This window comes from Acidovorax sp. ACV02 (genome assembly GCF_014851475.1).
GTDB lineage: Bacteria > Pseudomonadota > Gammaproteobacteria > Burkholderiales > Burkholderiaceae_C > Acidovorax > Acidovorax delafieldii.
Window position 1 is genome coordinate 262,133 of sequence record NZ_JACUZU010000006.1, and the last position, 23,173, is coordinate 285,305.

General features: G+C 65.9%; 27 protein-coding genes. 12 read left to right on the forward strand and 15 right to left on the reverse strand.

From position 1 onward, the window contains the following. Nucleotides 1-36: 36 nt before the first annotated feature. From IB236_RS16030 to IB236_RS16040, 3 genes are read left to right on the forward strand one after another with little or no spacing between them, the layout of a single operon-like run. On the forward strand, nucleotides 37-339 hold the full coding sequence (locus IB236_RS16030; protein ID WP_056744627.1) for a helix-turn-helix transcriptional regulator: 303 nt from the start codon (nucleotides 37-39) through the stop codon (nucleotides 337-339). 44 nt (nucleotides 340-383) lie between these two features. After that, nucleotides 384-1,736 carry a type II toxin-antitoxin system HipA family toxin gene (locus IB236_RS16035; RefSeq protein ID WP_192421447.1) on the forward strand — a complete coding sequence of 451 codons (1,353 nt, stop codon included), beginning with the start codon at nucleotides 384-386 and terminating at the stop codon, nucleotides 1,734-1,736. A 42-nt stretch (nucleotides 1,737-1,778) separates the two neighbouring features. Continuing rightward, on the forward strand, nucleotides 1,779-2,840 hold the full coding sequence (locus IB236_RS16040) for a phytanoyl-CoA dioxygenase family protein (RefSeq protein WP_225581187.1): 1,062 nt from the start codon (nucleotides 1,779-1,781) through the stop codon (nucleotides 2,838-2,840). 111 nt (nucleotides 2,841-2,951) lie between these two features. Here the strand turns inward: IB236_RS16040 and IB236_RS16045 are convergent, their stop codons facing one another. Then, nucleotides 2,952-3,659 carry a VIT family protein gene (locus IB236_RS16045; protein ID WP_192421448.1) on the reverse strand — a complete coding sequence of 236 codons (708 nt, stop codon included), beginning with the start codon at nucleotides 3,657-3,659 and terminating at the stop codon, nucleotides 2,952-2,954. A gap of 237 nt (nucleotides 3,660-3,896) precedes the next feature. Here IB236_RS16045 and IB236_RS16050 point away from each other — a divergent pair, with 237 nt between their 5' ends. Beyond that, nucleotides 3,897-4,181 carry a DUF6150 family protein gene (locus IB236_RS16050; RefSeq protein ID WP_146870804.1) on the forward strand — a complete coding sequence of 95 codons (285 nt, stop codon included), beginning with the start codon at nucleotides 3,897-3,899 and terminating at the stop codon, nucleotides 4,179-4,181. 70 nt (nucleotides 4,182-4,251) lie between these two features. Here IB236_RS16050 and IB236_RS16055 read toward each other — a convergent pair whose 3' ends face one another. Beyond that, nucleotides 4,252-5,097, reverse strand: coding sequence for a fumarylacetoacetate hydrolase family protein (locus tag IB236_RS16055; RefSeq protein WP_192421449.1), 846 nt, complete (start codon nucleotides 5,095-5,097; stop codon nucleotides 4,252-4,254). A 257-nt stretch (nucleotides 5,098-5,354) separates the two neighbouring features. Between IB236_RS16055 and IB236_RS16060 the strand changes: the two genes are divergently transcribed. Further along, on the forward strand, nucleotides 5,355-5,951 hold the full coding sequence (locus IB236_RS16060) for a chromate transporter (RefSeq protein ID WP_099732119.1): 597 nt from the start codon (nucleotides 5,355-5,357) through the stop codon (nucleotides 5,949-5,951). Then, nucleotides 5,948-6,562, forward strand: a complete 615-nt coding sequence (locus tag IB236_RS16065; protein WP_146870802.1) for a chromate transporter — start codon at nucleotides 5,948-5,950, stop codon at nucleotides 6,560-6,562. Before IB236_RS16060 ends, IB236_RS16065 begins: the two co-directional genes overlap by 4 nt. A 121-nt stretch (nucleotides 6,563-6,683) precedes the next feature. Here the strand turns inward: IB236_RS16065 and IB236_RS16070 are convergent, their stop codons facing one another. The 4 genes from IB236_RS16070 to IB236_RS16085 form a co-directional block, all read right to left on the reverse strand. Next, the gene (locus IB236_RS16070; RefSeq protein ID WP_056063128.1) at nucleotides 6,684-7,850 is read right to left on the reverse strand and encodes an ABC transporter substrate-binding protein; all 1,167 of its coding nucleotides are present in this window, start codon (nucleotides 7,848-7,850) and stop codon (nucleotides 6,684-6,686) included. Nucleotides 7,851-8,036: 186 nt separating this feature from the next. Continuing rightward, on the reverse strand, nucleotides 8,037-8,762 hold the full coding sequence (locus tag IB236_RS16075; RefSeq protein ID WP_192421450.1) for an NAD-dependent deacylase: 726 nt from the start codon (nucleotides 8,760-8,762) through the stop codon (nucleotides 8,037-8,039). A 34-nt stretch (nucleotides 8,763-8,796) separates the two neighbouring features. Then, the gene (gene rlmB, locus IB236_RS16080) at nucleotides 8,797-9,543 is read right to left on the reverse strand and encodes a 23S rRNA (guanosine(2251)-2'-O)-methyltransferase RlmB (RefSeq protein WP_056063133.1); all 747 of its coding nucleotides are present in this window, start codon (nucleotides 9,541-9,543) and stop codon (nucleotides 8,797-8,799) included. Between the two features lie 117 nt (nucleotides 9,544-9,660). Beyond that, complete coding sequence (locus IB236_RS16085; RefSeq protein ID WP_056063137.1) at nucleotides 9,661-10,362, reverse strand: ABC transporter ATP-binding protein; 702 nt, start codon at nucleotides 10,360-10,362, stop codon at nucleotides 9,661-9,663. Between the two features lie 15 nt (nucleotides 10,363-10,377). Here IB236_RS16085 and IB236_RS16090 point away from each other — a divergent pair, with 15 nt between their 5' ends. Beyond that, a complete protein-coding gene (locus IB236_RS16090; protein WP_015013948.1) occupies nucleotides 10,378-11,058 on the forward strand; it encodes an arylesterase in 681 nt (226 codons plus the stop codon). A gap of 180 nt (nucleotides 11,059-11,238) precedes the next feature. Here IB236_RS16090 and IB236_RS16095 read toward each other — a convergent pair whose 3' ends face one another. From IB236_RS16095 to IB236_RS16110, 4 genes are all read right to left on the reverse strand, one after another. After that, a complete protein-coding gene (locus tag IB236_RS16095; protein ID WP_082564946.1) occupies nucleotides 11,239-11,418 on the reverse strand; it encodes a hypothetical protein in 180 nt (59 codons plus the stop codon). A gap of 47 nt (nucleotides 11,419-11,465) precedes the next feature. Beyond that, complete coding sequence (locus IB236_RS16100; RefSeq protein WP_225581189.1) at nucleotides 11,466-12,335, reverse strand: DUF2189 domain-containing protein; 870 nt, start codon at nucleotides 12,333-12,335, stop codon at nucleotides 11,466-11,468. Nucleotides 12,336-12,439: 104 nt separating this feature from the next. Then, nucleotides 12,440-13,678 (reverse strand): PLP-dependent transferase, encoded by a 1,239-nt coding sequence (locus IB236_RS16105; protein WP_192421451.1) that lies wholly within the window; start codon nucleotides 13,676-13,678, stop codon nucleotides 12,440-12,442. Nucleotides 13,679-13,780: 102 nt separating this feature from the next. Continuing rightward, nucleotides 13,781-14,272, reverse strand: coding sequence for a BON domain-containing protein (locus IB236_RS16110; protein WP_056063145.1), 492 nt, complete (start codon nucleotides 14,270-14,272; stop codon nucleotides 13,781-13,783). A gap of 145 nt (nucleotides 14,273-14,417) precedes the next feature. On the opposite strand from IB236_RS16110, the gene IB236_RS16115 reads away from it, so the two are divergent. The 4 genes from IB236_RS16115 (at nucleotide 14,418) to IB236_RS16130 (ending at nucleotide 18,706) form a co-directional block, all read left to right on the forward strand. Further along, complete coding sequence (locus tag IB236_RS16115; RefSeq protein WP_116749972.1) at nucleotides 14,418-16,106, forward strand: SulP family inorganic anion transporter; 1,689 nt, start codon at nucleotides 14,418-14,420, stop codon at nucleotides 16,104-16,106. 91 nt (nucleotides 16,107-16,197) lie between these two features. Beyond that, the gene (locus IB236_RS16120) at nucleotides 16,198-16,971 is read left to right on the forward strand and encodes a GGDEF domain-containing protein (protein ID WP_056065041.1); all 774 of its coding nucleotides are present in this window, start codon (nucleotides 16,198-16,200) and stop codon (nucleotides 16,969-16,971) included. A 10-nt stretch (nucleotides 16,972-16,981) separates the two neighbouring features. Continuing rightward, the gene (locus IB236_RS16125) at nucleotides 16,982-17,836 is read left to right on the forward strand and encodes a MinD/ParA family protein (protein WP_146870794.1); all 855 of its coding nucleotides are present in this window, start codon (nucleotides 16,982-16,984) and stop codon (nucleotides 17,834-17,836) included. Nucleotides 17,837-17,923: 87 nt separating this feature from the next. Continuing rightward, nucleotides 17,924-18,706: a sulfurtransferase gene (locus tag IB236_RS16130; protein ID WP_370539925.1), complete on the forward strand. Its 783-nt coding sequence runs from the start codon at nucleotides 17,924-17,926 to the stop codon at nucleotides 18,704-18,706. Between the two features lie 63 nt (nucleotides 18,707-18,769). Here the strand turns inward: IB236_RS16130 and IB236_RS16135 are convergent, their stop codons facing one another. From IB236_RS16135 to IB236_RS16155, 5 genes are all read right to left on the reverse strand, one after another. Continuing rightward, on the reverse strand, nucleotides 18,770-19,663 hold the full coding sequence (locus IB236_RS16135; protein ID WP_192421452.1) for a pirin family protein: 894 nt from the start codon (nucleotides 19,661-19,663) through the stop codon (nucleotides 18,770-18,772). Further along, nucleotides 19,660-20,067, reverse strand: coding sequence for an OsmC family protein (locus IB236_RS16140; RefSeq protein WP_099730380.1), 408 nt, complete (start codon nucleotides 20,065-20,067; stop codon nucleotides 19,660-19,662). The genes IB236_RS16135 and IB236_RS16140 overlap by 4 nt, the downstream gene beginning before the upstream one ends. Before the next feature lie 53 nt (nucleotides 20,068-20,120). Beyond that, entirely contained in the window at nucleotides 20,121-20,675 is a 555-nt protein-coding gene (locus tag IB236_RS16145; RefSeq protein ID WP_056063158.1) for a flavodoxin family protein, read from the reverse strand. Between the two features lie 143 nt (nucleotides 20,676-20,818). Next, the gene (locus IB236_RS16150) at nucleotides 20,819-21,232 is read right to left on the reverse strand and encodes a DoxX family protein (RefSeq protein WP_056744599.1); all 414 of its coding nucleotides are present in this window, start codon (nucleotides 21,230-21,232) and stop codon (nucleotides 20,819-20,821) included. A gap of 40 nt (nucleotides 21,233-21,272) precedes the next feature. Beyond that, the gene (locus IB236_RS16155) at nucleotides 21,273-21,974 is read right to left on the reverse strand and encodes a pirin family protein (protein ID WP_192421453.1); all 702 of its coding nucleotides are present in this window, start codon (nucleotides 21,972-21,974) and stop codon (nucleotides 21,273-21,275) included. A 104-nt stretch (nucleotides 21,975-22,078) separates the two neighbouring features. On the opposite strand from IB236_RS16155, the gene IB236_RS16160 reads away from it, so the two are divergent. After that, on the forward strand, nucleotides 22,079-23,017 hold the full coding sequence (locus IB236_RS16160; protein ID WP_192421454.1) for a LysR family transcriptional regulator: 939 nt from the start codon (nucleotides 22,079-22,081) through the stop codon (nucleotides 23,015-23,017). The last annotated feature ends 156 nt before the right edge of the window (nucleotides 23,018-23,173 follow it).

Sequence of the window (23,173 nt, forward strand, 5' to 3'; positions counted from 1 at the left end):
ATACTCTTTGTCTTAAAAAAGAGTATAAATATCATCATGCCAAACGATCTCATCCCCGCTCTCGCCGCCGCCCGCAAAGCCCACCAGATGACCCAGGCCCAGTTGGCCGAAAGTGCGGGTCTCTCCCGCATGACGGTGCAGCGCACCGAAGGCGGCGACCTGGACCCCCGCTATTCCACCCTGGCCGAAATGGCGCGGGTGCTGGGCATGGACATCATTGCCGTACCCAGCAGCCTGCGGCCCAGCCTGGAGGCATTCATTCAGGCCGGTGGCAAGTTTCTGGGCCAGCCCGAGGGGGTGGATGCGCCGCCCTCGGTGGTGGATAGCCTGCGCCGCTGACTCTGACGACGCACCACCCTACCGCACTGCCCAGCCCAAACCCCATGAGCACCTCCATCCGTTACCTGCGCCTGTACCTGCACCGCCCCCCGCAGGCGGACGGCAGTGCGGGCGAGTCAGGTACGACAGCCAAGCGTCGTGAGGCCATCGGCTACCTCTCGCAATACGGCGACATCCTGCGTGTGTCGTTTGACGAGAGCTACATCCGCAACCCGCAGCGCCCCACCCTGTCGCTCAGCTACCAGGGCGCGGACGAGGCCGCCACGCAGCAGATCCTGGCATCAGCACGCGATGCGCGGCTGGTGCGCACCGATGGGCGCTGGCCCGTGTACTTCCAGAACCTGCTGCCCGAAGGCCACAACCGCGAGCGGCTGGCGCGCGAGCGCGGCTGCAGCCCCGACGACGAGTTCGAGCTGCTGGCCGCTGCAGGCCATGATCTGATGGGCGCGCTGGAGGTGGAGCCCGTGCCCGCGCAAGACGGCATCCCAGACGTGGTGCGCTACTGGCACACCACACAGGGGCTCGATGTGCTGGAGCCAGGGTTTGTGGAGTTCCCGGTGGAAGACGCAGCCTCGCTCCCCGGCGTGGTGACCAAGTTCAGCGCGGTGCAGGACGGCCGACGCTACACCGTGCACCGCCAGGGCGCGGCGGGCAGCGTGATTTTGAAGCTGCCTACCACCGCGCACCCGGACCTGGTGGCCAACGAGTACACCGGCTACCAGCTGTGCAAGGCACTGGGGCTGAACGTGGCCGATGTGCGCGTCATCACCCGCGCCGAGGCCGACCTGCCCGACACCGTGCCCTTCAACGACATCCTGGCCGTGCAGCGCTTTGACCACCTGCCCGGCGGCGCCCGTGTGCACATGGAGGAGTTCAACCAGGTGCTGGGCTACACGCCCCGCCAAAAATACGGCAAGTCTCACGGCAAGGGGGTATTGCACGACTGGGCCACCATGCTGCGTGTGCTCAACCGCCTGAGCCGGCAGCCGGTGCAGGACACGCGAGAGTTTCTCGCGCGCATGGTGGCCTTCATCCTGATGGGCAACACCGACGCCCACCTCAAAAACTGGGCCCTGATCTACCCCGACGGCCGTGTGCCCCAACTGGCCCCGCTGTATGACCCGGTATGCGTGGCCGCGTTTTTTGATGGCGTGCCAGACCAGCAGTACGCCGTGAACCGAGCCATCGACAAAACCCTGCGGGCGCTGACCTGGGATGACATGGAAGGCCTGATGAAATCCGCCGGGCTGCTGCGCGTGCCCCGGCACCTGGCGCTGCTGCGGGATGTGGTGAAGCGAGCCAGTAGCGAATGGCCGAACCTGCTGCGGGATGCCCCGTCCAGTGTACGCAGTACGGTCACCCAAAGGCTTGCGGGCGGCATAGCCCTGACTCCGTGATGATTGACCACACTGAACCGTCTTAGCTTTCTGCGTCCATCCATGTACACCCCCATCCAGAAATCCATGCTCGCGCCAGCCCATGCATCCTTGCCGCACGATGCGGAGGTGGGTGCCCTGCAAGTCCCACACATCAAGCGCTGCTGGGCGCGCTGGATGTCAACCCGGCAGGGGCTGGTTGCAGCAGGTGCGCAAGCTGAAGCCCACCGCACGCAGATCGTGCTGTCAGCGCTGGGTGTGGGGTTGGAGCAAACCATGCAGTACGTGATGCGCCAGGCCCCAGACTTTGCAACCTTTGAAGACTGGATCGTCCGCACGGCGGGCGTGCCCGACGCAATCACCGTGGAGCGACTTCAAGCGCTTGTGGAAGGCCATCCTGCACCGCAAGCCTTTGTGGAACTTCACGCCCAAATCGATGCCATGGAGCCGGTGCTGGATGCCGACGACCTGGCCCACTGGGAAACGCATGGCTATGTGGTCGTGCGCCAAGCCGTCCCCGCAGCCGACAGCGCCGCGGCAGCGCAGGTGGTGTGGGACGCAGTGCGGGCAGACCCTGCAGATGCGCAATCCTGGTATGCCCACGCCCCACGCAACACCATGGTGCAACTGTTTCAACACCCAGCTTTTGAAGTCAACCGCCGCTCCCTGCGCATCCACAAGGCGTTCGCCCAGCTATGGGGCACAGCCGACCTATGGCGCAGCACCGACCGGTGCGGCTTCAACGCGCCCGAGCGTCCCGGCTACCCCTACGGGGGCCAGGGCATGCACTGGGATGTGAGCCTCTACCAGCCCATACCCTTTGCCACCCAAGGCATCCTGTACCTGACCGACACGCCCCCCGAACAAGGCGCCCTCACCCTGGTGCCGGGATTTCATCGCCGCATGGGTGACTGGCTGAGCCAGCTCCCCGCGGATGCCGCTCCCCGCCAGCAAGACCTGCAAGCCCTGGGCGCCACGCCCATCGGAGCCGACGCAGGCGACCTGGTGATCTGGCACCAGGCCCTGCCCCACGGCCCCAGCCCCAATCGGGGCACACGGCCGCGGCTGGTGCAGTACATCAACCTGACACCTGCTCACGTGCCCTGTCATGAACACTGGGTTTGAAGTGCGGGGGAAGGAGCACAGCAGGCGCAGCAAAAACCAGAAAATTCATAGCATTCAAGGCATATAAATCAAGCACTTTGAGCCATTTTGAGCCGTACGCTCCAGCGGACATCACACCGGCGCCCCAAACCATGCACCCACCCCCGCCGTAATGGCCATGGCCAGAGCCCCCCAGAAGCTCACGCGCCAGGCCCCCACGGCCATGCTTGCGCCACCTGTGCGCGCTGCCACAGCCCCCAGCAGCGCCAAAAAGATCAGCGCCGAGCCCGCCACCGCATACAGCAGGCTGCTGGCGGGCGCCACCACGGCAACAGCCAGCGGCAGGGCTGCCCCTACCGCAAAGCTGGCGGCTGATGTAAGGGCCGCTTGCACCGGTCGGGCAGCCAGCGCTGGGGACACATTCAACTCGTCCCGCGCGTGTGCGCCCAGCGCGTCGTGCGCCATCAGCTGCGCTGACACCTGCTGGGCCAGCTCGGGGGTCAGGCCTCGGCCGACGTAGATGGCGGTCAGTTCGCGCGCCTCGGCCGCAGGGTCTGTGGTCAGCTCCGCGCGCTCGCGGTCAAGGTCTGCCTTTTCGGTGTCGGCCTGCGAATGCACCGACACATATTCGCCCGCCGCCATCGACATGGCGCCCGCCACCAGCCCAGCGACCGCCGTCACCACGATGGTGGACTGGCTCGATTGCGCAGCCGCCACGCCCACCACCAGGCTGGCGGTGGAGACGATGCCGTCATTGGCCCCCAGCACCGCGGCGCGTAGCCAGCCAATGCGGTCAGAACGGTGGCCCTCGGTATGAGCACGGCGCGCGGTATGGGGCATGGGGGCTTCCAAAGTCAAAGGTACAAGCCAGCACCATACATGCACACTCCCGACAAGCCAAACCAACAGGTGGCCGCAGCGGGCTCTTACATCCTCTTGCACCGCTGCCAGCACGATGCCAGCGGTTTTGGATTATCTTGGTGGGCCGCGCTGCCGCCAACCTCTCGGCTGAAACCTGCAAAGGGCTGCCGTTTGCAGGCTCCCAGCGTTAGCAGACCTACAACCCGAAGGACGCCCGTGGCCAAAATTCTGGAAGTGAAATACGAGAACCAGGCCGATGCACGCGTGTGCGAAGTGGCCTACGAGAGCCAGGCCGACCTGTGCTGGCACGAGGTCGCCTACGCCACACAGGCCACAGGCGATGCGTCCTGGTTCTTCGTGAACTACGAGAACCAGGCCAGCTTCAAAATATTCAAGGTCAAGCGCGAGAGCCAGGCGGACCTCAAGGTCTTCAAGGTGGCCCATGCAGACCAAGCGGGCTGGCGCACCCAGGGGCATGCGCTCAAGGGCAAGCTGGCCTGACGAAGCCCGATGGGCCTACCCCCCTCGGGTGTGCGTGACCACACTACGCCCCTGCTGGTCTCAGCCAGCCTCACCCACCCACGCACTTTTGCAGCTGCTCGCCCAGCCCCGTGGCGCCCAGGCGCACCACATCACCAGGCTTGAGGAACCACGGCGCGGGCTTTTGCCCCAGGCCCACGCCTGCAGGCGTGCCGGTCAGGATGAGGTCGCCCGGCTCCAGGGTCATGAACTGGCTGATGTACGACACCACGGCGGGCACGCCAAAAATGAAATTGCGCGTGCTGCCGTTTTGCACACGTTGGCCATTCACCTCCAGCCACAGGTCGATAGCGTGGGGGTCGGCCACCTCATCGGCCGTCACCAGCCAGGGGCCGATGGGCGCGAAGGTGTCGTAGCTCTTGCCCTTGTCCCACTGCCCGCCACGCTCCAACTGCCAGGCGCGCTCGGACACATCGTTGGCCAGCACATAACCGGCGACATGGGCCAGCGCGTCGGCCTCGGACACATGGCGGGCGCGGGTGCCGATGACGATGCCCAGCTCCACCTCCCAGTCGGTCTTGGTGGCGCCGGGCGGTATCCGCACATCATCGTTGGGGCCGCTCAGCGCGGTCACGGCCTTCATGAACAGCACCGGCTCGGCGGGCGGCTGCATGCCCGCCTCCTTGGCGTGGTCGGCATAGTTGAGGCCCACGCACACGATCTTGCCCACACCGCCCACCGGACTGCCCAGGCGGGGCGAGCCATAGACGGCAGGCAGGCGGCGCGCGTCAATGGCGGCCAGCGCCGACAGGGCGCGCGGGCTGAGCTGCGCGGGGCCGATATCAGGCAACAGCATGGACAGGTCGCGCAGCGTGCCTTGGGCGTCCACCAGACCGGGGCGTTCTGCACCAGGCTGGCCGTATCGAATGAGTTTCATGGGGTGTCCTTGTCTCTATGGATGAATCCAGGGCCCCGGGGGGCGTACCACCCGGCAGCATAGCGGCACACCGCCTTGCGTGCGTGCACCAATGGCCGCCCCGGGCTTGCCCGATGACGACGCCCCGACGCCAGCGCACCGCCTCATGCGCGCGTAACATCACGGGGGCCGCCGCATCACCGAACAGCTATCACAATGATAGCTATCAAGGCATGAATTACCGGCGCATCAGCCACTTTTCACTGAATCTTGCACCCATGGCACCCGCCACCGCCTCTCCCCCCCCCACCGAAACGCCTGCGCGCCCGCAGCCCCGCAACCCGACCGATCTGTTCTGGTCCTTCACCTGGCTGGCGCTGCAGGGTTTTGGCGGTGTTCTGGCGGTCGTGCAGCGCGAACTGGTGGAGAAAAAACGCTGGATGACGAACGAGGAGTTTGTCGAAGACTGGGCCGTGGCGCAGATCATGCCGGGCCCCAACGTGGTCAACCTCAGCATCATGATCGGGGACCGCTACTTTGGCCTGCGCGGCGCGTTTGCAGCGCTGGCGGGCATGCTGACGTTTCCGCTGATGCTGGTGCTGGCGCTGGCGGTGGTGTATGCGCAGTTCTCTGCCCAACCGGCCGTGGCAGGCGCGCTGCGTGGCATGGGGGCCGTGGCGGCAGGCCTGATTGCCGGGGTGGGTATCAAGCTGTTTGTCTCCATCCGCAACCATCCGCTCGGCCGCCCCCTGTGCCTGGCCATCACGGCGCTGACCATCGTGGCCATGGCCTGGCTGCGCTGGCCGCTCTTCTGGATCCTGCCGGTGATCGGCGGGGCCGCCTGCCTGCTGACCTGGAGAAAGCTCGCACCATGAGCAGCACCGCCTCCCTCACCGCGCCGCTGATGGCCCTGAGCATCGGCGACTGGTTCAACCTGTTCCTGTACTACCTGTCGCTGTCGCTGCTGGCGGTGGGTGGCGCCATTGCCACCGCGCCCGACATGCACCGCTTTCTGGTCGAACGCCAGGCGTGGCTGACCGACCCGCAGTTCAACGCCTCCATCGCCATCGCCCAGGCCGCACCGGGCCCCAATGTGCTGTTCATCGCCCTGCTGGGCTGGAACGTGGGCATCAATGCAGGCGGCCCCGGTGTGGCTGGCTGGCTGCTGGGCGCGCTGGGCATGGCGGTGTGCATGCTGGGCGTGATGCTGCCCAGCAGCCTGCTGACCTGGACGGCCACGCGCTGGGGCCACCGCAACCGCGAGCGGCGCGGCGTGCGCGCGTTCAAGCAAGGCATGGCCCCGGTGGTGATCGGCCTGCTGGTGGCTACGTCCTGGGTGCTGGCGCGCGCCCATGGCGAATGGACCACCGACTGGCCACTGTGGCTGCTAACCGCCACAGCCACGGTGCTGGTCTGGCGCACCAAGCTGCACCTGCTGTGGATGCTGGGCGCCGGTGCACTGCTGGGTGCGCTGGGGCTGGTCTGAGCTACGGGGTGAGACACCTCACCTGGCGGTGCCACCAAAAAAGGGGCCAGCGCATGCGCTGGCCCTTGCACCTTGTGAGGCTGTCGGTCTTGCCGCTGAGCGGGAGGGCGCGATCTGCGCGCTAGCTGATCCGGCGACCGTTCTCCGCGTAGATCGCCAGGTAGATGGCGTCCGAGCCGATGTAGGGCGCCTTGTTGCCAAAGCCCACGTTGAAGTCGCCAAACGACAGAGACCGGATGGCCATCAGCCCGGCGCGCAGGCGTTCGCGCGTGGGCTCCTTGCCTGCGTTCTTCAGGCCTTCGATCATGATCTGGGCGTTGAGCCAGCCTTCCAGCGCGCTGCCGCTGTTCAAGAACGCAGGATCACCCCCCGTGGCTTTCATGGTGCTCTGGAACTTGCGCACCACCACCGACTTTTGCGAGTTGGCATCCGGGAACACCTGCACCAGCGCCAGCCCGCGCGTGGACGCGGCCAGCTTGGGCAACTCCGACGAGATCACCGTGACAGACAGGCCGGCCAGCGGCACGCCCTGCGCCTTGGCACGGAAAGCCTGCACAAATGCGGTGTTGGCCGTGCCCGTGGTGGCCAGCAGCACGGCACCGGGGCGCTCTGCCGCCACCTTGTCGGCCAGCTCGGCGCCATTTTTGCCGTCCACGGCCAGCGCAAACTCGCCGCCGCGCTCGACCTTGATCTCGTCCAGCGCCGCGGACATGTCCTTGAGCACCTCTTTGCCAAACGGGTTGTCCAGGTACACCACGGCAATGCGCTTGAGGCCCATGTCCACGATCTGCTTGACCAGGCGCTGTGTCTCCTCGCGGTAGCTGGGGCGCAAGAAGAACACGTGCTTGTTGGCCGCCGCACGCAGCGACGTGGCACCGGTCACCGGGCCCACCGTAGGAATGCCCTTGGACTCGATGAGCGGCAGGATGGACGCGGTGTTGGCCGTGCCCAGCGGCGAGATGAGCGCGAACACCGACTGCGCATCGACCATGTCGGTCACGTTCTTGAGCGTGCGCGCAGCCACGTAGCCGTCGTCCTTGACCTCCATGCGGATCTCGCGGCCCAACACGCCGCCAGCGGCATTCACCTCGGCAAACGCGGCCTTCATGCCCGCCACCTGCTCGATGCCTGCCTGGCCGAGCGGGCCCGTCAGGGCAATGGAACAGCCCAGAGTGATGGAGCGCGCAGTCAACGCCTCCTCGGCCGCCATCGCGGTGTGGGCCCATGCGGGCAGGCCAGTGGCGGCAACGGCCTGGGTGGCACGCAAAAGAAAGTGGCGACGGCTCATGGTGTGCAGGGCAGATAGAACAAAGGTGAGGCAGGCTACCGGCCAGAGCGCCTCCCCGCCTGTCAGCTGTGCGACAAAGGGTGGCAGGAGTACGTCAAATTAGGGTTTCTACCGGGATTCGACAGCGTGTGAGCCCCTGCAGCACCGCGCAACCCAGGGCTGAGCGCCTGCGCCACGCACGCCCGCTCAATCGTCCAGCAACTGCGGCAGCACCGTCGCCGCCGTGCCGCGCAGCACCGCGTGCGCTACATCGTCCAACGCACTGGGCGCGGGGTTGAGCACCACCACCCTGGCACCGGCGGCCCGAGCCTGGTGGGCCACACCCGCTGCGGGGTACACCGCACCGGCCGTGCCCACCACCAGCATCAGGTCGCATTGGTTGGCCGCCTGTTCGGCGGCCTCCAACGTCGCCAGCGGCAAAGGCTCGCCAAACCACACCACGCCCGGGCGCACCAGGTTGCCGCAGCGGTCGCAGTACGGCGGGTGGCCGGCCACTGCGTGGTCGATGAAGCAGCAGTTGCGCGGGGTGTCGAGCCAGCGGTCCTGAAAAATGTAGCCGTGCAGGCACAGCACGCCGGTGCTGCCCGCGCGCTGGTGCAGCCCGTCCACGTTCTGGGTGATGAGGGTGATGCAGTCGGGGTGGCGGCGCTGAAAGTCGGCCAGCGCCAGATGCCCTGCGTTGGGCGACACACCAGCCAGCAGGTCGCGCCGGTACTGGTACCAGTCCCACACCCGCTGTGGGTGAGCGCGAAAACCTGCCTCGGTCGCCATGTCTTCGGGGCGGAACTGCGCCCAGTAGCCCGTCTGCACATCGCGGAAGGTGGGCACGCCAGATTCGGCGCTGACCCCTGCGCCCGTCAGCACGGCGATGCGCTGGCTTTGCCGGACCCAGGCTTTCACGGTGTCCAGCATGGTGCCTTCCTCGGTGGAGCCAGCGGGCCGAGGATCAAGTCCTCTGGCGCAGCGCCTCGTACAGGCACACACCGCTGGCCACGGACACGTTCAGGCTCTCGACCGCGCCCTTCATGGGGATGCTGACCAGCTCATCGCAGGTCTTGCGCGTGAGCTGGCGCATGCCGTCGCCCTCGGCGCCCAGCACCAGGGCCACGGGGCCTTTCAGGTCCACCTGATAAATGGTCTTGGGCGCATCGTCGCTGGTGCCGATGCACCAGATGTTGCGCTCCTTGAGTTCGTTCAGGGTGCGCGAGAGGTTGGTGACCATGAAATACGGCATGGTCTCGGCCGCACCGCTGGCCACCTTGGCCACGGTGGCGTTGATGCCCACGGCGTGGTCCTTGGGGGCGATGACGGCATGGGCACCAGCGCCGTCGGCCACACGCAGGCAGGCACCCAGGTTGTGCGGGTCGGTCACGCCGTCCAGCACCAGCAGCAGGGGCTGCTCGATGCCTGCGGCTTCGAGGTTTTCCAGCAGCTCATCGAGCGAGGTGACCTGCGCCACGGGCTCCACGCGCGCGGCCACCCCCTGGTGGCCGTGGCTGCCCGCCAGCTTGGCGATGCGCACGCTGTCGGCTTCGATGAGGCGGGCACCGGCCTCGCGGGCACGGTCGAGAAACTGGCGCATGCGCGCATCGCGGCGCGTGGCTTCGTAGTAAATCTCGATGATGGATTGCGGCGCGGTCTTCAGACGCACGCCCACGGCGTGAAAGCCGAAGAGAACTTTGGGGCTGGACATGGGGGGATTATCCGCTGGGCGCAGCCCACTCCCTCAGACCACTATCAAATTCATAGCTGCTTGCACATGTTTCACTAGCGCCTGCGGCCCAAAACACTCAAAAACCCCGCCCACCACTCACACCACGCGCCCTGCATCGATCGTGATGCGCCGCTCGCACTGCGCGGCGATCGCGCGGTCGTGGGTCACCAGCACCAGCGTTGTGCCCAACTCGCGGTTGAGCTCGAACATGAGCTTCATGATGGTTTCGCCGGTCGCAAAGTCCAGGCTGCCCGTGGGCTCGTCGGCCAGCAGCACGGCAGGCTGCACCACAAATGCCCGGGCCAGGGCCACGCGCTGCTGCTCGCCGCCCGACAGCACCTTGGGGTAGTGCGACAGGCGCTGCCCCAGCCCCACGCGCGCCAGCATCTCGGTGGCGGCCTTGCGTGCATCGCGGCGGTCGGCCAGCTCCAGCGGCAGCATGACGTTCTCCAGCGCTGTGAGGTTGCCCATGAGCTGGAAGCTCTGGAACACAAAACCCACCTTCTGGGCCCGCAATGCAGCCCGCGCATCTTCATCGATGGCAAACAGGTCGTGGCCGTCCAGCCGCACCGTTCCGCGCGTGGGGGTATCGAGCCCCGCGATGATGGACAGCAGCGTGCTCTTGCCCGAGCCCGAGGCGCCGACGATGGCTGCCGTTTCCCTGGCAGCCAGGCGGAAATCGATATCCCGCAGAATGTCGAGGGTTCCGGTGGAATCCGTCACCGACTTGAACACATGCTCCACGGCAATGATGGGGGTGGCGGGCGGTGTCTTGGGCAGCGGGGAGGGTTCGGACATGAAAGGCTCTTTACTTTGATTCGCAATCTGCAGCAACGGCGCCACTTTATCCTGAGCGCATCTATCGGCCTGGTGGTGGGGCTTTGTGCGCCCACGGCCTTTGCGCAGGCCGCCGCCAAGGCAGGGACTGCCGGACGCCCTTCGGTGATTCTGGTGCTGGGAGATTCGCTCAGCGCCGAATACGGCCTGGCGCGGGGCACGGGCTGGGTGGCACTGCTGGAAAAACAACTGGCGCAAGACAAGCTCGCAGCCACCGTGGTCAATGCCAGCGTGAGCGGCGAGACCACCTCGGGCGGCCGCTCGCGCCTGGCTGCACTGCTCGCGCAGCACAAGCCCAGCCATGTGGTGATTGAACTGGGGGGCAACGATGCCCTGCGCGGCCTGCCGCTCAAGAACACCGAAGAGAACCTGGCCTGGATGACCCAGGCGGCGCAAAAGGCCGGGGCCAAGGTCTTGCTGGTGGGCATGCAGGTGCCGCCCAACTATGGCACCGACTACGCGAACAAGTTTGCGGGTCTGTTCACCACCGTGGCGCAGACCCACAAGGCGGCTGTGGTGCCATTTTTCTTGAAGGGTGTGGCTGACGGACCGGACCCGACCCGCCTGTTCCAGCCCGACCGCATTCACCCTCGCGCCGAAGCGCATCCGCAAATGCTGGCCAACGTGTGGCCAGAGCTCAAAAAGCTGCTGCGTTAGGGATTCGCTGCACGCATCGAGCGGTCAGTATGCGCTGCGGATCGGAGGGGCTGCCAGGCGCAAAACGCAGCAATAGCCGTAGCTATTGCGAGTATTTGCAACGCTGCAGACCGCCAGAGACCGCAGATGCACAGGGCGCGGCGATTGGTGCAGCGGACCCCTGTGACGCAGCCAGGTCACTCAGCCTGCAGGCTGCTCGGGATGGCCTGCAGCGCCCGCTGGCTGGTCATCAGCGGGCTGGTCATCCCCTTGCGGATCGTTCGGCCTGCGCTGTGTTTTGGCCCTCAGCTTCTCTTCCTTTTTTTGTTTTTTGGCGAGTTCGCGCTGGCGTTTTTCGTATCCGTAGTTGGGTGTTGCCAAGGTAGTTGCTTCCTGAAGTTGAGACTCACTGTAACAGGACGGGGTTTTCAGGACCCTGCCGGGGTGCGCTGCAGCGGAATGACGGCAGCTCGGTACGCATGCCAGCTGGCAAAGCCCAGCACAGGCCCCGCCAGCACCAGGCCCACCCCCCAAAACCACAGCGAGACGGCCACGATGAGGGTGATCAATGCCCCCCACAGCAGCATCACGCCGGGGTTTTCAATCACCACACGCATGCTGGTGATGCCCGCAGTCAGCGCGTCGGTGTCGCGGTCCAGAATCATGGGGATGGACACCACGGAGGTGGAAAACACCAGCGCCGCAAACACACCGCCCACCACCGTGTACACCGCCACAAAGCTCCAGTTCTGCGGGTTGAACACCGCCTGCAGCACGCCGGTGGTCGAGGGCATGCCGGTGTTGAAGAACACGGCAAACACCACCAGCGAGGCCCTGCCCCAAAGCAGCTCCAGCACCACCAGCACCAGCACCAGCATGCCCATGCTGCCCATGTGGCTGTCCCAGCAGGTAAGGGATTCGCTCAGCTGCGGCTTCAGGCCCGCCTCGCGCCGACGGCTGGTGTCGTAAAGCCCCATGGCCAGAAATGGCCCCACCAGCAGACAGCCACTGGCGAGCGACATGGTGTATTCAGGCCGCGTGCGGAACACCCAGCCCAGCACCCCCGCCATGACCCAGAAGCACACGCCATAGAACAAGGCAATGCCCGGCGCGGCGCGCACATCGTCCAGGCCGCGCCGCAGCCACCGGAAGGGGTCAGCCACGCGCAACGGCTGCAGCTGCACGGGCTGGGCGGTCTGGGCCTTCACGCGGTCGGCAATGGCCTCGGCCTGCCGGGCCTCGGAGGTGTCTGGGGTGCCAAGGGTGTCCGGCGCAGGCTTGGAGGATGTCGCGTTCATGCCGCCACACTAAGCCCGCCCGTTCGGCGGCGCCACTGAGGAAAGCCCGTATCCCACACGAAATCCAGCGGCAATGGGCCGCACCGGATCCCTGCCGAGGCCGCTCAGCCCTGGGTGAAGGCGCGTTCCATCGCCTGTTGCAGGTCGCGCCGCAGGTCCTCCACAGCCTCCAGGCCGATCGAAAACCGCACCAGCGTGCCCGGCTTCAAATGGGCGGGCGGCCGACTGCGCATGCTGGCAATGTTGTAAGGGACGACCAGGCTCATGGGGCCGCCCCAGCTGTAGCCCAGCTTGAACAAGCGCAAGCCGTCGCAGAAGGCATCCACCTGCTGTTGCGTGTACCGGGCGTCGATCATCACGCTGAACAGGCCAGCTGCCAGCCCCTGCCCGCCGTGCGCAGCGCCACACAGGCCCTTCCAGTGTGCATGGCCGGGCGCGCCTTCCAGCGCGGGGTGCAGCACTTGCGCAATGGCGGGTTGCTGCTGACACCACCGCGCCAGGTGGCGGGCAGCGTCATCGTGGGCGCGATAGCGCAGTCCGATGCTGGGCAGCGCACGCAGCACGGCCTCGGCGTCGTTGGCCCCCACGCCCAGTCCCAGCCGCATGTGCGTCAGCTTGATCTTCATGTGCAGGCCCGGGTCGCGCGTGATCACGCTGCCCATGAGCACGTCACCTCCACCGCTCGGATACTTGGTGAGCGCATGGGCCGAGATGTCCACCCCCAGGCTGCCGTCGCCCGTCAGGTCAAAGGGCGCAAACGCCAGGCCCGCGCCCCAGGTGTTGTCCAGCGCGGTTGTCACGCCCCTATCGCGGCAAATGCGCACCTGCTCGCACAGGTCCGGAAACTCCATGCTGACAGAGCCCGGCGCCTCCAGCCAGACCAGACGGGTGGCTGGCGTGATGCGGGCTGCCAGGTCGGCCGGATCCAACGGGTCGTAAAACACATGGGTGATCCCGAACCGGGCGAATTCGCCATTGGCCAGATCCTTGCCGGGCCCGTAGGCGTTGTCGGGAATCAGCACCTCATCGTCAGGCTTGAGGAGCGCCAACCCCACGTTGGCAATGGCCGCCAAGCCACTGGGCACCAGCACACACTGCAGACCGCCCTCCAGCGCACACAGGCGCTCTTCGAGGATGAAGGTCGTGGGCGTGCCGTGCAGCCCGTAGGTGTAGCCGCTTTTGTCTTTCCACTCGCGCGAGCGCATGGCTGCAACGCTGGGAAAGATGACGGTGGAGGCCTTGAAAACCCCCGGTTGGGGAGCTACAAATCCGGCCGGAGGCTGGTAGTCGTGGTGGACGATATGGGTGGCAAGATCAATGTCATGGTCTTTCATGCCAGCCATGTTAGCGCCCCGCCCGGAGTGACCCGGGCGGCGCTCAGATCGCTTGGCAATCACACCGCAGGGCTTGGGATGCGCGTGCACCACAAGCCCTGCAGGTTGGCATTAACCAGCCGTCACGACCAGCTGGTTGTTCACCGAGGTCACGCCACTCACGCCCTTGGCGATGGTCTCGGCGCGGTCACGGGCGACCGTGGAGGGTGCGGGCCCGTTCAGCGTGACCTTGCCGTTAACAGTGTCTACATTGATCTTGACGGCGCTCAGATCGGGGTCCTTGGCCAGGCCCGCGCTCACCTGGGCGGTGATGGTGGCATCGTCGATGACGCCCTTGGCGGAGTTGGCTGCCTGCTTGGCCGTGGCTTCCGCATTGGCCGCGCCCTGCTCCATCTTGGTCTCTGCGTTCTGCATCGCGCCCTCAGCCTTCACACGGGCGTCAGCTGCGGCTTGTTCGGTCTTTTCGACGGCAGAGTCCAGTCGCTGGCCCACGGTGGGCTCTTCGGTCTTGTTGCAGGCGGCCAGGCCCAGGGCCAGGGCACTCACGGCCAGAATGCTCGCAACGCGATGGGCGGGACGGTCGATCAGATTCTTGGGGTTCATGCAATGACTCCTTGCGGTTGAAACATGGCCTCACTGTAGGCAGCGGGCCGCGGCTTGCGGGTCGGACATCGCCGAAGTGCTTGTAGGACGGCAACGCCAGCCGCGCATCGGCCGCAGTCCCTGCTGAGCGGGTGACAATCGGGGCATGACCGTGTCTTCGCTCGCCCGTTGGCTTCCTTTTTTGAAATGGCCCCGCCCTGACCGACAGCTGCTCAAAGGGGAGTTCTGGGCAGGCATGACGGTGGGGCTGATGCTGGTGCCGCAGGGTGTGGCCTATGCGGCGCTGGCGGGCATGCCACTGGTCACGGGCATCTACGCATCGCTGATTCCGGCATTGGTCGCCGTGCTGTTCAGTTCATCCACCCGGCTGGGGGTGGGGCCCACAGCGCTCACCAGTTTGCTGATCGGCGCCTCGCTCACCGGCCTGGCCGAGCCAGGCAGTGCGCAGTGGGTGGCCCTGGCGGCATGGATGGCCCTGCTGTCGGGTCTGCTGCAGATGGTGATGGGCATGGCGCGCTTTGGCTGGTTGCTCAACCTCGTGACCTCCCCCGTACTCAATGGTTTTACGCAGGCGGCGGCCCTGCTGATCCTGGGGTCGCAGTTGGGGGCACTGACAGGGTTGCGGGCTGCCGACTGGGGCGCCCTGCTGTCCACGCCATCGCTGGGGCTGTTCGACCTGACTGCAGCGGGCTTCGGCCTGGGGAGCCTCGCTTTGCTGATGCTGGCGCGCCGCGTGTTGCCCCAGTTCCCGGCGGCCATCGTGGTGGTGGGTGCTGCGGGTGCTCTGAGCTGGGCCCTGGGTTATGCCGATGCAGGTGGCGCAGTGGTGGGCGCCTTGCCATCGGGCTTGCCAGCGCCCTATTGGCCCGGCGCCCTGCCCTGGTCCAGCTTCAGTGCATTGGTCATGCCCGTGCTGGTGGTGACGCTGGTGAGCTTTCTGGAGACGGCATCGAGCGCCAAGGTGGAAAGCCAGCGCTCCAAGGAGCAGTGGAACGAAAACCAGGACCTGATTGGCCAGGGCCTGGCCAAGATCAGCAGTGGCCTGTGCGGCAGTTTTGCCACGAGTGCGTCGTTTTCGCGCTCAGCCATCAACCTCTACGCCGGTGCCAAGACGGGCTGGGCCACACTGTTTGCGATCAGCCTGGTGCTGGTCGTGCTGCTGTGGCTGACGCCCGCGCTGTACCACGTGCCGCAGTCGGTGCTGGCGGCGGTCGTGGTCACGGCCGTCACCAGCCTCATCAAACCGGGCACCCTGATGAGGCTGTGGCGGGTGTCGCGGGTAGAGGCAGTGATCGGCGGCGTCACCTTTGCCCTGACCCTGGCCACGGCGCCGCGCATGTACTGGGGCGTGCTGGTGGGCTTGCTGATGAATCTGAGCCACTTTCTCTACCAGCGACTGCACCCGCGCATCATTGAAGTGGGCCTGCACCCTGATGGAAGCCTGCGCGACCGGCACCTGTGGCACTTGCCGCCACTGGCACCCCGGCTCCTGGCGCTGCGCATGGATGCGGAGCTGGACTTTGCCTCTGCCAGCGCTCTGGAGCGGCGCGTGACCGAACACCTGGCCGCCCACCCCGAGGTGCTGCACCTGTGTCTGCTGGCGCAGCCCATCAACCGCATCGATGTGACCGGCGTGGAAACCTTCGCCCAGTTGCTGGCGCAAATGGAACTGCGGGGTGGGACACTGCATCTGAGCGGACTGAAGCTGCCGGCAGAGCAGGTGCTGCGGCAGGCGGGGTTGCTGAAGCTGGGCCCCGGGCTGGCCATGTACCGCACGGATGCCGAGGCGCTGGTGGCACTGCAGCAGCTTCCCCAGCCCGTGGCGCGGGCGTGAGCCGGGTTTTACCTACGCTGCGCCGGCCTTGCGTTGGCCCTGTTCTTGCTGGCGCACTGGTACACTTGCCCAACTCTTTTTGTTCCAATTTGTGTCTGACTCTGCGGCCTCTCATCTGGTAGATCTGCGCGACCTTCGCCTGGATACTGCTCACGCTCTGGTGGCTCAGGCCGGCGGCAGCGAGGCAGCACTGCACCGCGAGGTGCCTTCCCTGTACCTGCAGGGTCTCATCGATGGCCTGTGCGAGCTGTCGCTCAAAGACCCGCTCACGGGACTGGCGAACCGTAGACATTTCCGCGCGGTACTCGAGCGCGAGATCGACCGCGTCACACGCTCAGGCGAGGCGGCACTGCTGCTGATGCTGGACATCGACCATTTCAAGAAGGTGAACGACACCCACGGCCACCTGGCTGGTGACGTGGTGTTGCAGTCGGTGGCCCGCACGCTCAGTGCTTGCGTGCGCCCCATGGACACCTTGGCCCGCTACGGCGGTGAAGAGTTTGCCGTGGTGCTGCCGGCCTGCCAGGCTGCCTTTGGCCGCGTGGTGGCAGAACGCATCCGGCGCGCGGTGGCCAACACGCCCATCCGCATTTCCCCCACGGTGGAGCTGAACGTCACCGTGAGCATCGGCGGCGCGTTTGCCATGCAGTGGATCCGATCCACCACCCTGCTGTGGACCGACCGGGCCGACCACCAGCTTTACCAGGCCAAGGCGTCGGGCCGCAACCGCGTCAGCATCGAGGAACAACCCGACAGCACCGTCAGTGCCGAAGAGAAAAGCCTGTTGTTTGGCCCGCTCTACACCCCTTCGGGTTGGGGCGACCTGCCTCCACTGGACCCCAACCCAACAGGCAGCGCCTACTGAAAGTTAGATGATGAGCGACGCGCTGTCCCCCCAACCCACAACGCCTGCAGCCCCTGCAGGCCCTGCCACCCCCCTGGCCTCTGCCGCTCCTGGCGCCCGCATCATTGCGGTGACCAGCGGCAAAGGCGGTGTGGGCAAGACTTTCGTATCAGCCAACCTGGCCGCCGCCCTCACCCGCCGAGGCCAGCGCGTGCTGGTGCTCGACGCCGACCTGGGCCTGGCCAACCTGGACGTGGTGCTGAACCTGCACCCCAAGATCACCCTGCACGACGTGTTCACCGGCAAGGCCGCACTGGACGACGCCGTGATCGCCGCGCCCGGTGGCTTTGACGTGCTGCTGGCGGGTTCTGGCATGGTGGAGTATTCGCGCCTCACGCCCGAAGTGCGCAACCAGTTCCTGAACGTGATCCAGGCGCTTACGCCGCGGTATGACGTGGTGCTGCTCGATACCGGCGCGGGCATCTCCGACGTGGTGCTGTTCTCGGTGTCCCTGGCCTCCGAGGTGCTGATCGTGGCCACGCCCGAGCCCACTTCGCTCACCGACGCCTACGCTGCCATCAAGGTGCTGGCCATGCAGCAAAAACGCCAGCATGTGCGCATGGTCATCAACCAGGCCGCGCGTCCGGGCGACGGCCGCGCCATCACCAGCCAGCTGCAGCAGGTGCTCGACCGCTTTGTGAGTACCGAATCCGGTCGCCCCATGCGGCTGATCCACATGGGCGACATCCCGGCCGACCCCTCGGTGCGCGACGCCGTGATGCGCCGCCAGCTGCTGCTGCTGCAGACCCCCGGCTGCCCGGCGGCACTGGCCATTGCCCAGCTGGCCAACAAGATCGAGTCCACGCTGCTGTCGCCTGCAGCCTGACCCGGATACGCCGAGCGGCGCATGAGGCGCAGCCCGGCCACTGTGACCCACAGGCCCGCCAGCGGGCCTTTGTGCATTTTTACTGCCGTGAACACTACCGACACCGTCCTCAACATCTCCTGCTACAAGTTCGTGCCGCTGCCCGATGCCGCCGCGCTGCGCGATGTGCTGCATGAGCGTGCAGTGGCCGCCCATCTCAAGGGCACCATCCTGCTGGCCGAAGAGGGCATCAACTTCTTTCTGGCGGGCCCGGCCGAAGCCGTGCGGGGTTTTGTGGCTCAGCTGCGTACCGACGAACGCTTTGCCGACCTGGAGCCCAAGGAGAGCTGGTCGGCCACGGTGCCGTTTCGCAAGATGCTGGTCAAGGTCAAGCGCGAGATCATCCGCATGGACCACCCCACCATCCGCCCCGCCGCAGGCCGTGCACCTTCGGTAGACCCGGCCACGCTGCGCCGCTGGCTGGACCAGGGCCATGACGACGACGGCCGCGAAGTGGTCACGCTCGACACCCGCAATGCTTTTGAGGTGGACGCAGGCACGTTCGACAACGCCATCGACTGGCGCATCGACAAGTTCACCGAGTTTCCCCCTGCACTGCGCGCGCACAAAAGCGAACTGCAGGACAAGACGGTGGTGAGCTTCTGCACCGGCGGCATACGCTGCGAAAAAGCCGCCATCCTCATGCGCGAGGAAGGCCTGCCCCATGTCTACCAGCTGGAGGGCGGCATCCTGAAGTACTTTGAGCTGACAGACGGCGCGCACTACCACGGCGGGTGTTTTGTGTTTGACGAGCGCCGCGTACTGGACACCGGGCTCGCAATCGACACGCCTGCAGTGGGTGCAGCCGCTGCAGAAGGCGCTATCAAATAATGAGCTGCAAGCGCTTTATGTACTAGCGCTACAGCTCATTTTTATCCACATATCACGCTTTGATCACGCCTTGAAGCGGTGTTCCGGCAGGGGTATCCACTCCACCTCGCCCGGCACCTGGCCCATGGCCTGGGCCTCCCAGTCGCTGGCGGCCTGCACGATGCGGTCCTTGCGGCTGGAGACAAAGTTCCACCACATGTGGCGTGGCGCATCCAGCGGCTCGCCGCCAATCACCATCAGGCGCACGGCGCTCTCGCCCGCCGTCAGGCGCAGGGGCTGGCCGGGTTCCGCCACGGCCAGGATGTGCGCAGGCACCTCATCGCCGTTCAGCGACACGGGTGCATCCACGGTGTACACCGCCAGCTCGGACACCAGCGCCGGAATCTCTAGCGTGGCGCCGGCAGGCAACTGAATGTCCAGGTACAAGGTGCGCGAATACGTGGCCACCGGCGAGGTCTGACCAAAGGCCTCGCCAATCAACACCCGCACGGTGGCGCCATCCACCAGCAACTCCGGAATAGCCGCCGCAGGCGTGTGCACAAACGAGGGGTCGGCTTCCTCGTGGGCGGCCGGCAACGCAGCCCATAGCTGGATGCCATGGTTCACATAAGCCTGGTTCGCCAGGCTCTCCGGGCGGCGCTCGGAGTGCACGATGCCTCGCCCCGCCGTCATCCAGTTGATGGCGCCGGGCTCGATCTGCTGCACGTAGCCCAGGCTGTCGCGGTGCATGATGGCGCCAGAGAACAAGTAGGTCACCGTCGCCAGGCCAATGTGCGGATGGGGCCGCACATCGTGGCTGTCGCCCGGTGCCACCGTCACCGGACCGAAGTGGTCGAAAAACAGGAAGGGCCCCACGGCCTTGCGCTGCACAGCGGGCAGCAGGCGGCGCACGGTGAAACCGCCGCCCAGATCCTTAGCATGGCCCGTGAGGGGCAGAAAGCTGGGGGTATCGCTCATGATGCACGCTCCAACGAAGTGCTGATCTCGGTCGTCACCGTGGTCATCAGCTTGTGCACAGGGCATTTTTGCGCCACGGTTTCCAGCTCGGCGATCTGGGCATCGGTGAGGTCACCGCTGACTTGCAACCGGGTCGCGAGGCGGTAGACCCCCGTGCGTTCGGCCGATGCGTCGCGCTCGACCACCGTCTGCACATCTTCCACCGGCAGGCCCTTGCGGCGTGCGTACCACAACACCGTGAGCGCCTTGCAGGCCCCCAAGGCAGCGTCATACAGGTCGTGCGGGCTGGGGCCGCTGTCAGCGCCGCCCTCCTCCACACTGCCATCGGCCACGAGATCGTGCGCGCGGATATGCACGGTCTGGGCCATGGGCGCGCCGGGGACGCGCCGCAATTCAACTGCCATGGGGTGTTCTCCTGGTTGTATTGGGGCGCGCCACTGTAGCGCCAAAAGTGGGCTTAGCGGTCGAGCCGGCGGGCCACGTCGGCCACGCGCTGGCCGAACTGCTTGCCCGTTTCCAGGTCGCCAGGGAACATCTCGGCGGCCGAGGCGTCGGACGGCGACTGGGACATGGCGCCGCTGAACGAGCCGATCCAGTTCACATCGTTGCGCGTGGCCGCCTTGGAGTTGGCGGGCATCATGCCGTTGCCCACCCAGATGCCGCCGTGCTGCATAGCCAGATGGAACATGTAGTCCAGCGTGATCTGCTTGTCGCCATTGGTGCTGGCGCTGTTGGTGAAGCCTGCAAACAGCTTGTCCTTCCAGGCCTGGCTGAACCAGGGCTTGGACGAGGCGTCGGCAAACTTCTTGAACTGCCAGCTGGGGCCCGCCATGTAGGTCGGCGAGCCAAAGATGATGGCGCTGGCAGCGGCCAGCGTTTCCCAGCCGCCTTCGGGCAGGTTGCCCTCTGCATCAATAGCGACCAGCTGGGCGCCTGCACCTTCCGCCACAGACTGCGCCAGGCGCTGCGTGTGACCATAACCCGAGTGGTAAACAACTGCGATGTGTGCCATGAGATAACTCCTGTTGAAACGATGAGGGAACGAGACCAGGGGAAAGAACCAAAAGAACTACCAACAGAACGACAACCAACGACGAGATTGAATGCCAGAACCTGCACCCCTGCGGGTTGCAGGCCCTTTCCATGCCAACCGGATCAGCGGTCCGAACGGCGTGCGTCCAGGCTCCAGGCGCCGGCGCCAAACGCTGCCAGGGCCAGCAGGCCGCCGGTCACACCCACGTTCTTGAAGAACATGAGCTGCTGCATCATTTGCTTGTCTGCGGGCAGGTTCCAGTAGGCATGAAAGAAGAAGCTGGCCACCAGCGTGAAGAAGGCCAACGCCAGTGCGGCAAACCGGGTGCCCACACCAAAGATCAGCGCCAGGCTGCCCAGCACTTCGACCGCCGCCGCAACCGCTGCCGCCACCGTGGGCATGGGCAGGCCCACCGAAGTGATGTAGCCCACGGTGCCGGCAAAGCCGGTCAGTTTGCTGATGCCCGCAGGCAGGAACAGGGCGGCCAGCAGCAGGCGCGATGCCAGGGCCAGAGGGTTTTGCAGGGATGTGAACATGGTGAAGAACTCCTGAGTGAAAGTGGTTACGAAGTAAAGATCAGGCGGCCAGGTCAAACACCAGCACCTCGGCGTCGTGGCCATCGGTCAACGACAAGGTGGTTTCCTTTTCCATCAGCAGCGCGTCGCCGCCCGACAGGGCCTGGCCGTTGGCGCTCAGCGCGCCACGCACCAGGTGCACATAGGTCTTGCGGGCGGGGTTCAGCGCCAGGGTGGCGGACTCGTCACCATCCAGCAAGCCCGCATACAAGGCTGCGTCAGCATGGATCTTCACCGAGCCCTGGGCGCCGTCGGGCGATGCCACCAGGCGCAGGGCGCCGCGCTTTTCAACCTCGGCAAAGGTCTTTTGCTCGTAGCTCGGCGGGATACCGCGCACATTCGGCTCGATCCAGATCTGCAGAAAATGCGTGGTCTGGCCAGCAGCGTGGTTGAACTCACTGTGCTGCACGCCGGTGCCTGCACTCATGCGCTGCACGTCACCGGGCGGGATGCCCTTGACGTTGCCCATGCTGTCCTTGTGGGCCAGCTCGCCCGACAGCACGTAGCTGATGATTTCCATGTCGCGGTGGCCATGGGTGCCAAACCCGGTGCCCGGCGCAATGCGGTCTTCGTTGATGACCCGCAGGTTGCCAAAGCCCATGTGGGCAGGGTCGTAGTACCCGGCAAACGAGAAGCTGTGGAAGGAATTGAGCCAGCCATGGTCGGCGTGGCCCCGGTCTTGCGATTTACGAACAGTCAGCATGTGAGTGCTCCTTTCAAGACTCGACTGTAGGACCGCAGCCACCTCTGCGGGCACAGACGGATTGATGGCACTGTTCAAATAATCTGAATTAACATGGCGCCACCATGCAAAACGCCCGCGATGTCCTCACCCCCGATGCGCTGACCATGCTGCAGGTGATTGCCGAGGCTGGCAGCTTTGCCGCCGCCGCACGGCAACTGGGCCTGGTGCCCAGCGCCCTCACCTACCGCGTGCGCCAGATCGAAGACGCACTGGACGTGCTGCTGTTCGACCGCAGCGCACGCCAGGCACGCCCCACTGAGGCCGGGGTGGAGCTGCTGCGCGAAGGCGCGCGCCTGCTGCAAGACATCGACGCCGTGGCCCACCGCGTGCGCCGCGTGGCCACGGGCTGGGAGCCGCAGCTCACGCTGTCGGTGGACGGCATCATTTCGCCCCACACCCTGCTGGAGCTGGTGGACTCGTTCTACGCCATGAAACCTCCGACGCGGCTGAAGCTGCGCGACGGCATCATGACCGGCACGCTGGAGGCGCTAACCTCCGGCCGCGCAGACCTGGCCATTGGCGTCTCGGTGGCCAGCAACAACGTGGCCGGCCTGCAGCAAGGGCTGCTGGGTGACGTACTTTTCATCTACGTGGTGGCGCCCCATCACCCGCTGGCCACCGCGCCCGAGCCCATCTCCGACGCCACGCTTCTCGAACACCGCGCCGTGGCCGTGGCCGATTCGGCCACCCGGGGCGGCGCCACCATGGGCCTGCTGGGTGGGCAGGATGTGCTGACGGTGGACACCATGCAGGCCAAGGTGCGCGTGCAGTTGCGCGGCCTGGGCGGAGGCTTTCTGCCCGAACCCATGGTGCGCCCCTACCTGGAAGCCGGGCGCCTGGTGGCGCGCCGCGTGGCCCGGCCCGAACGCAACGTGCGCGTGCACTACGCCTGGGGTGGTCCCGGCTTCACCGCACCCGGCCGCGCGCTGCAGTGGTGGCTGAACCAGCTTCAAAGTCCCGCCACACGCCGTGCTCTGCTGGAAAACCACCATCATTTGTGACCCTGATCAAGTGCGCACAGGCCAGCACCGCGTGTAGAGTGGTTCCTGTTGGTTCTGCATCGCATTTCTTTTGCCGACCGTCACCGAAAGGCCTCCCATGAGCAAACCTGATCCTCTCCCCGCCAAACGGCTCCGACGCACCAGCGCCCCGATCCC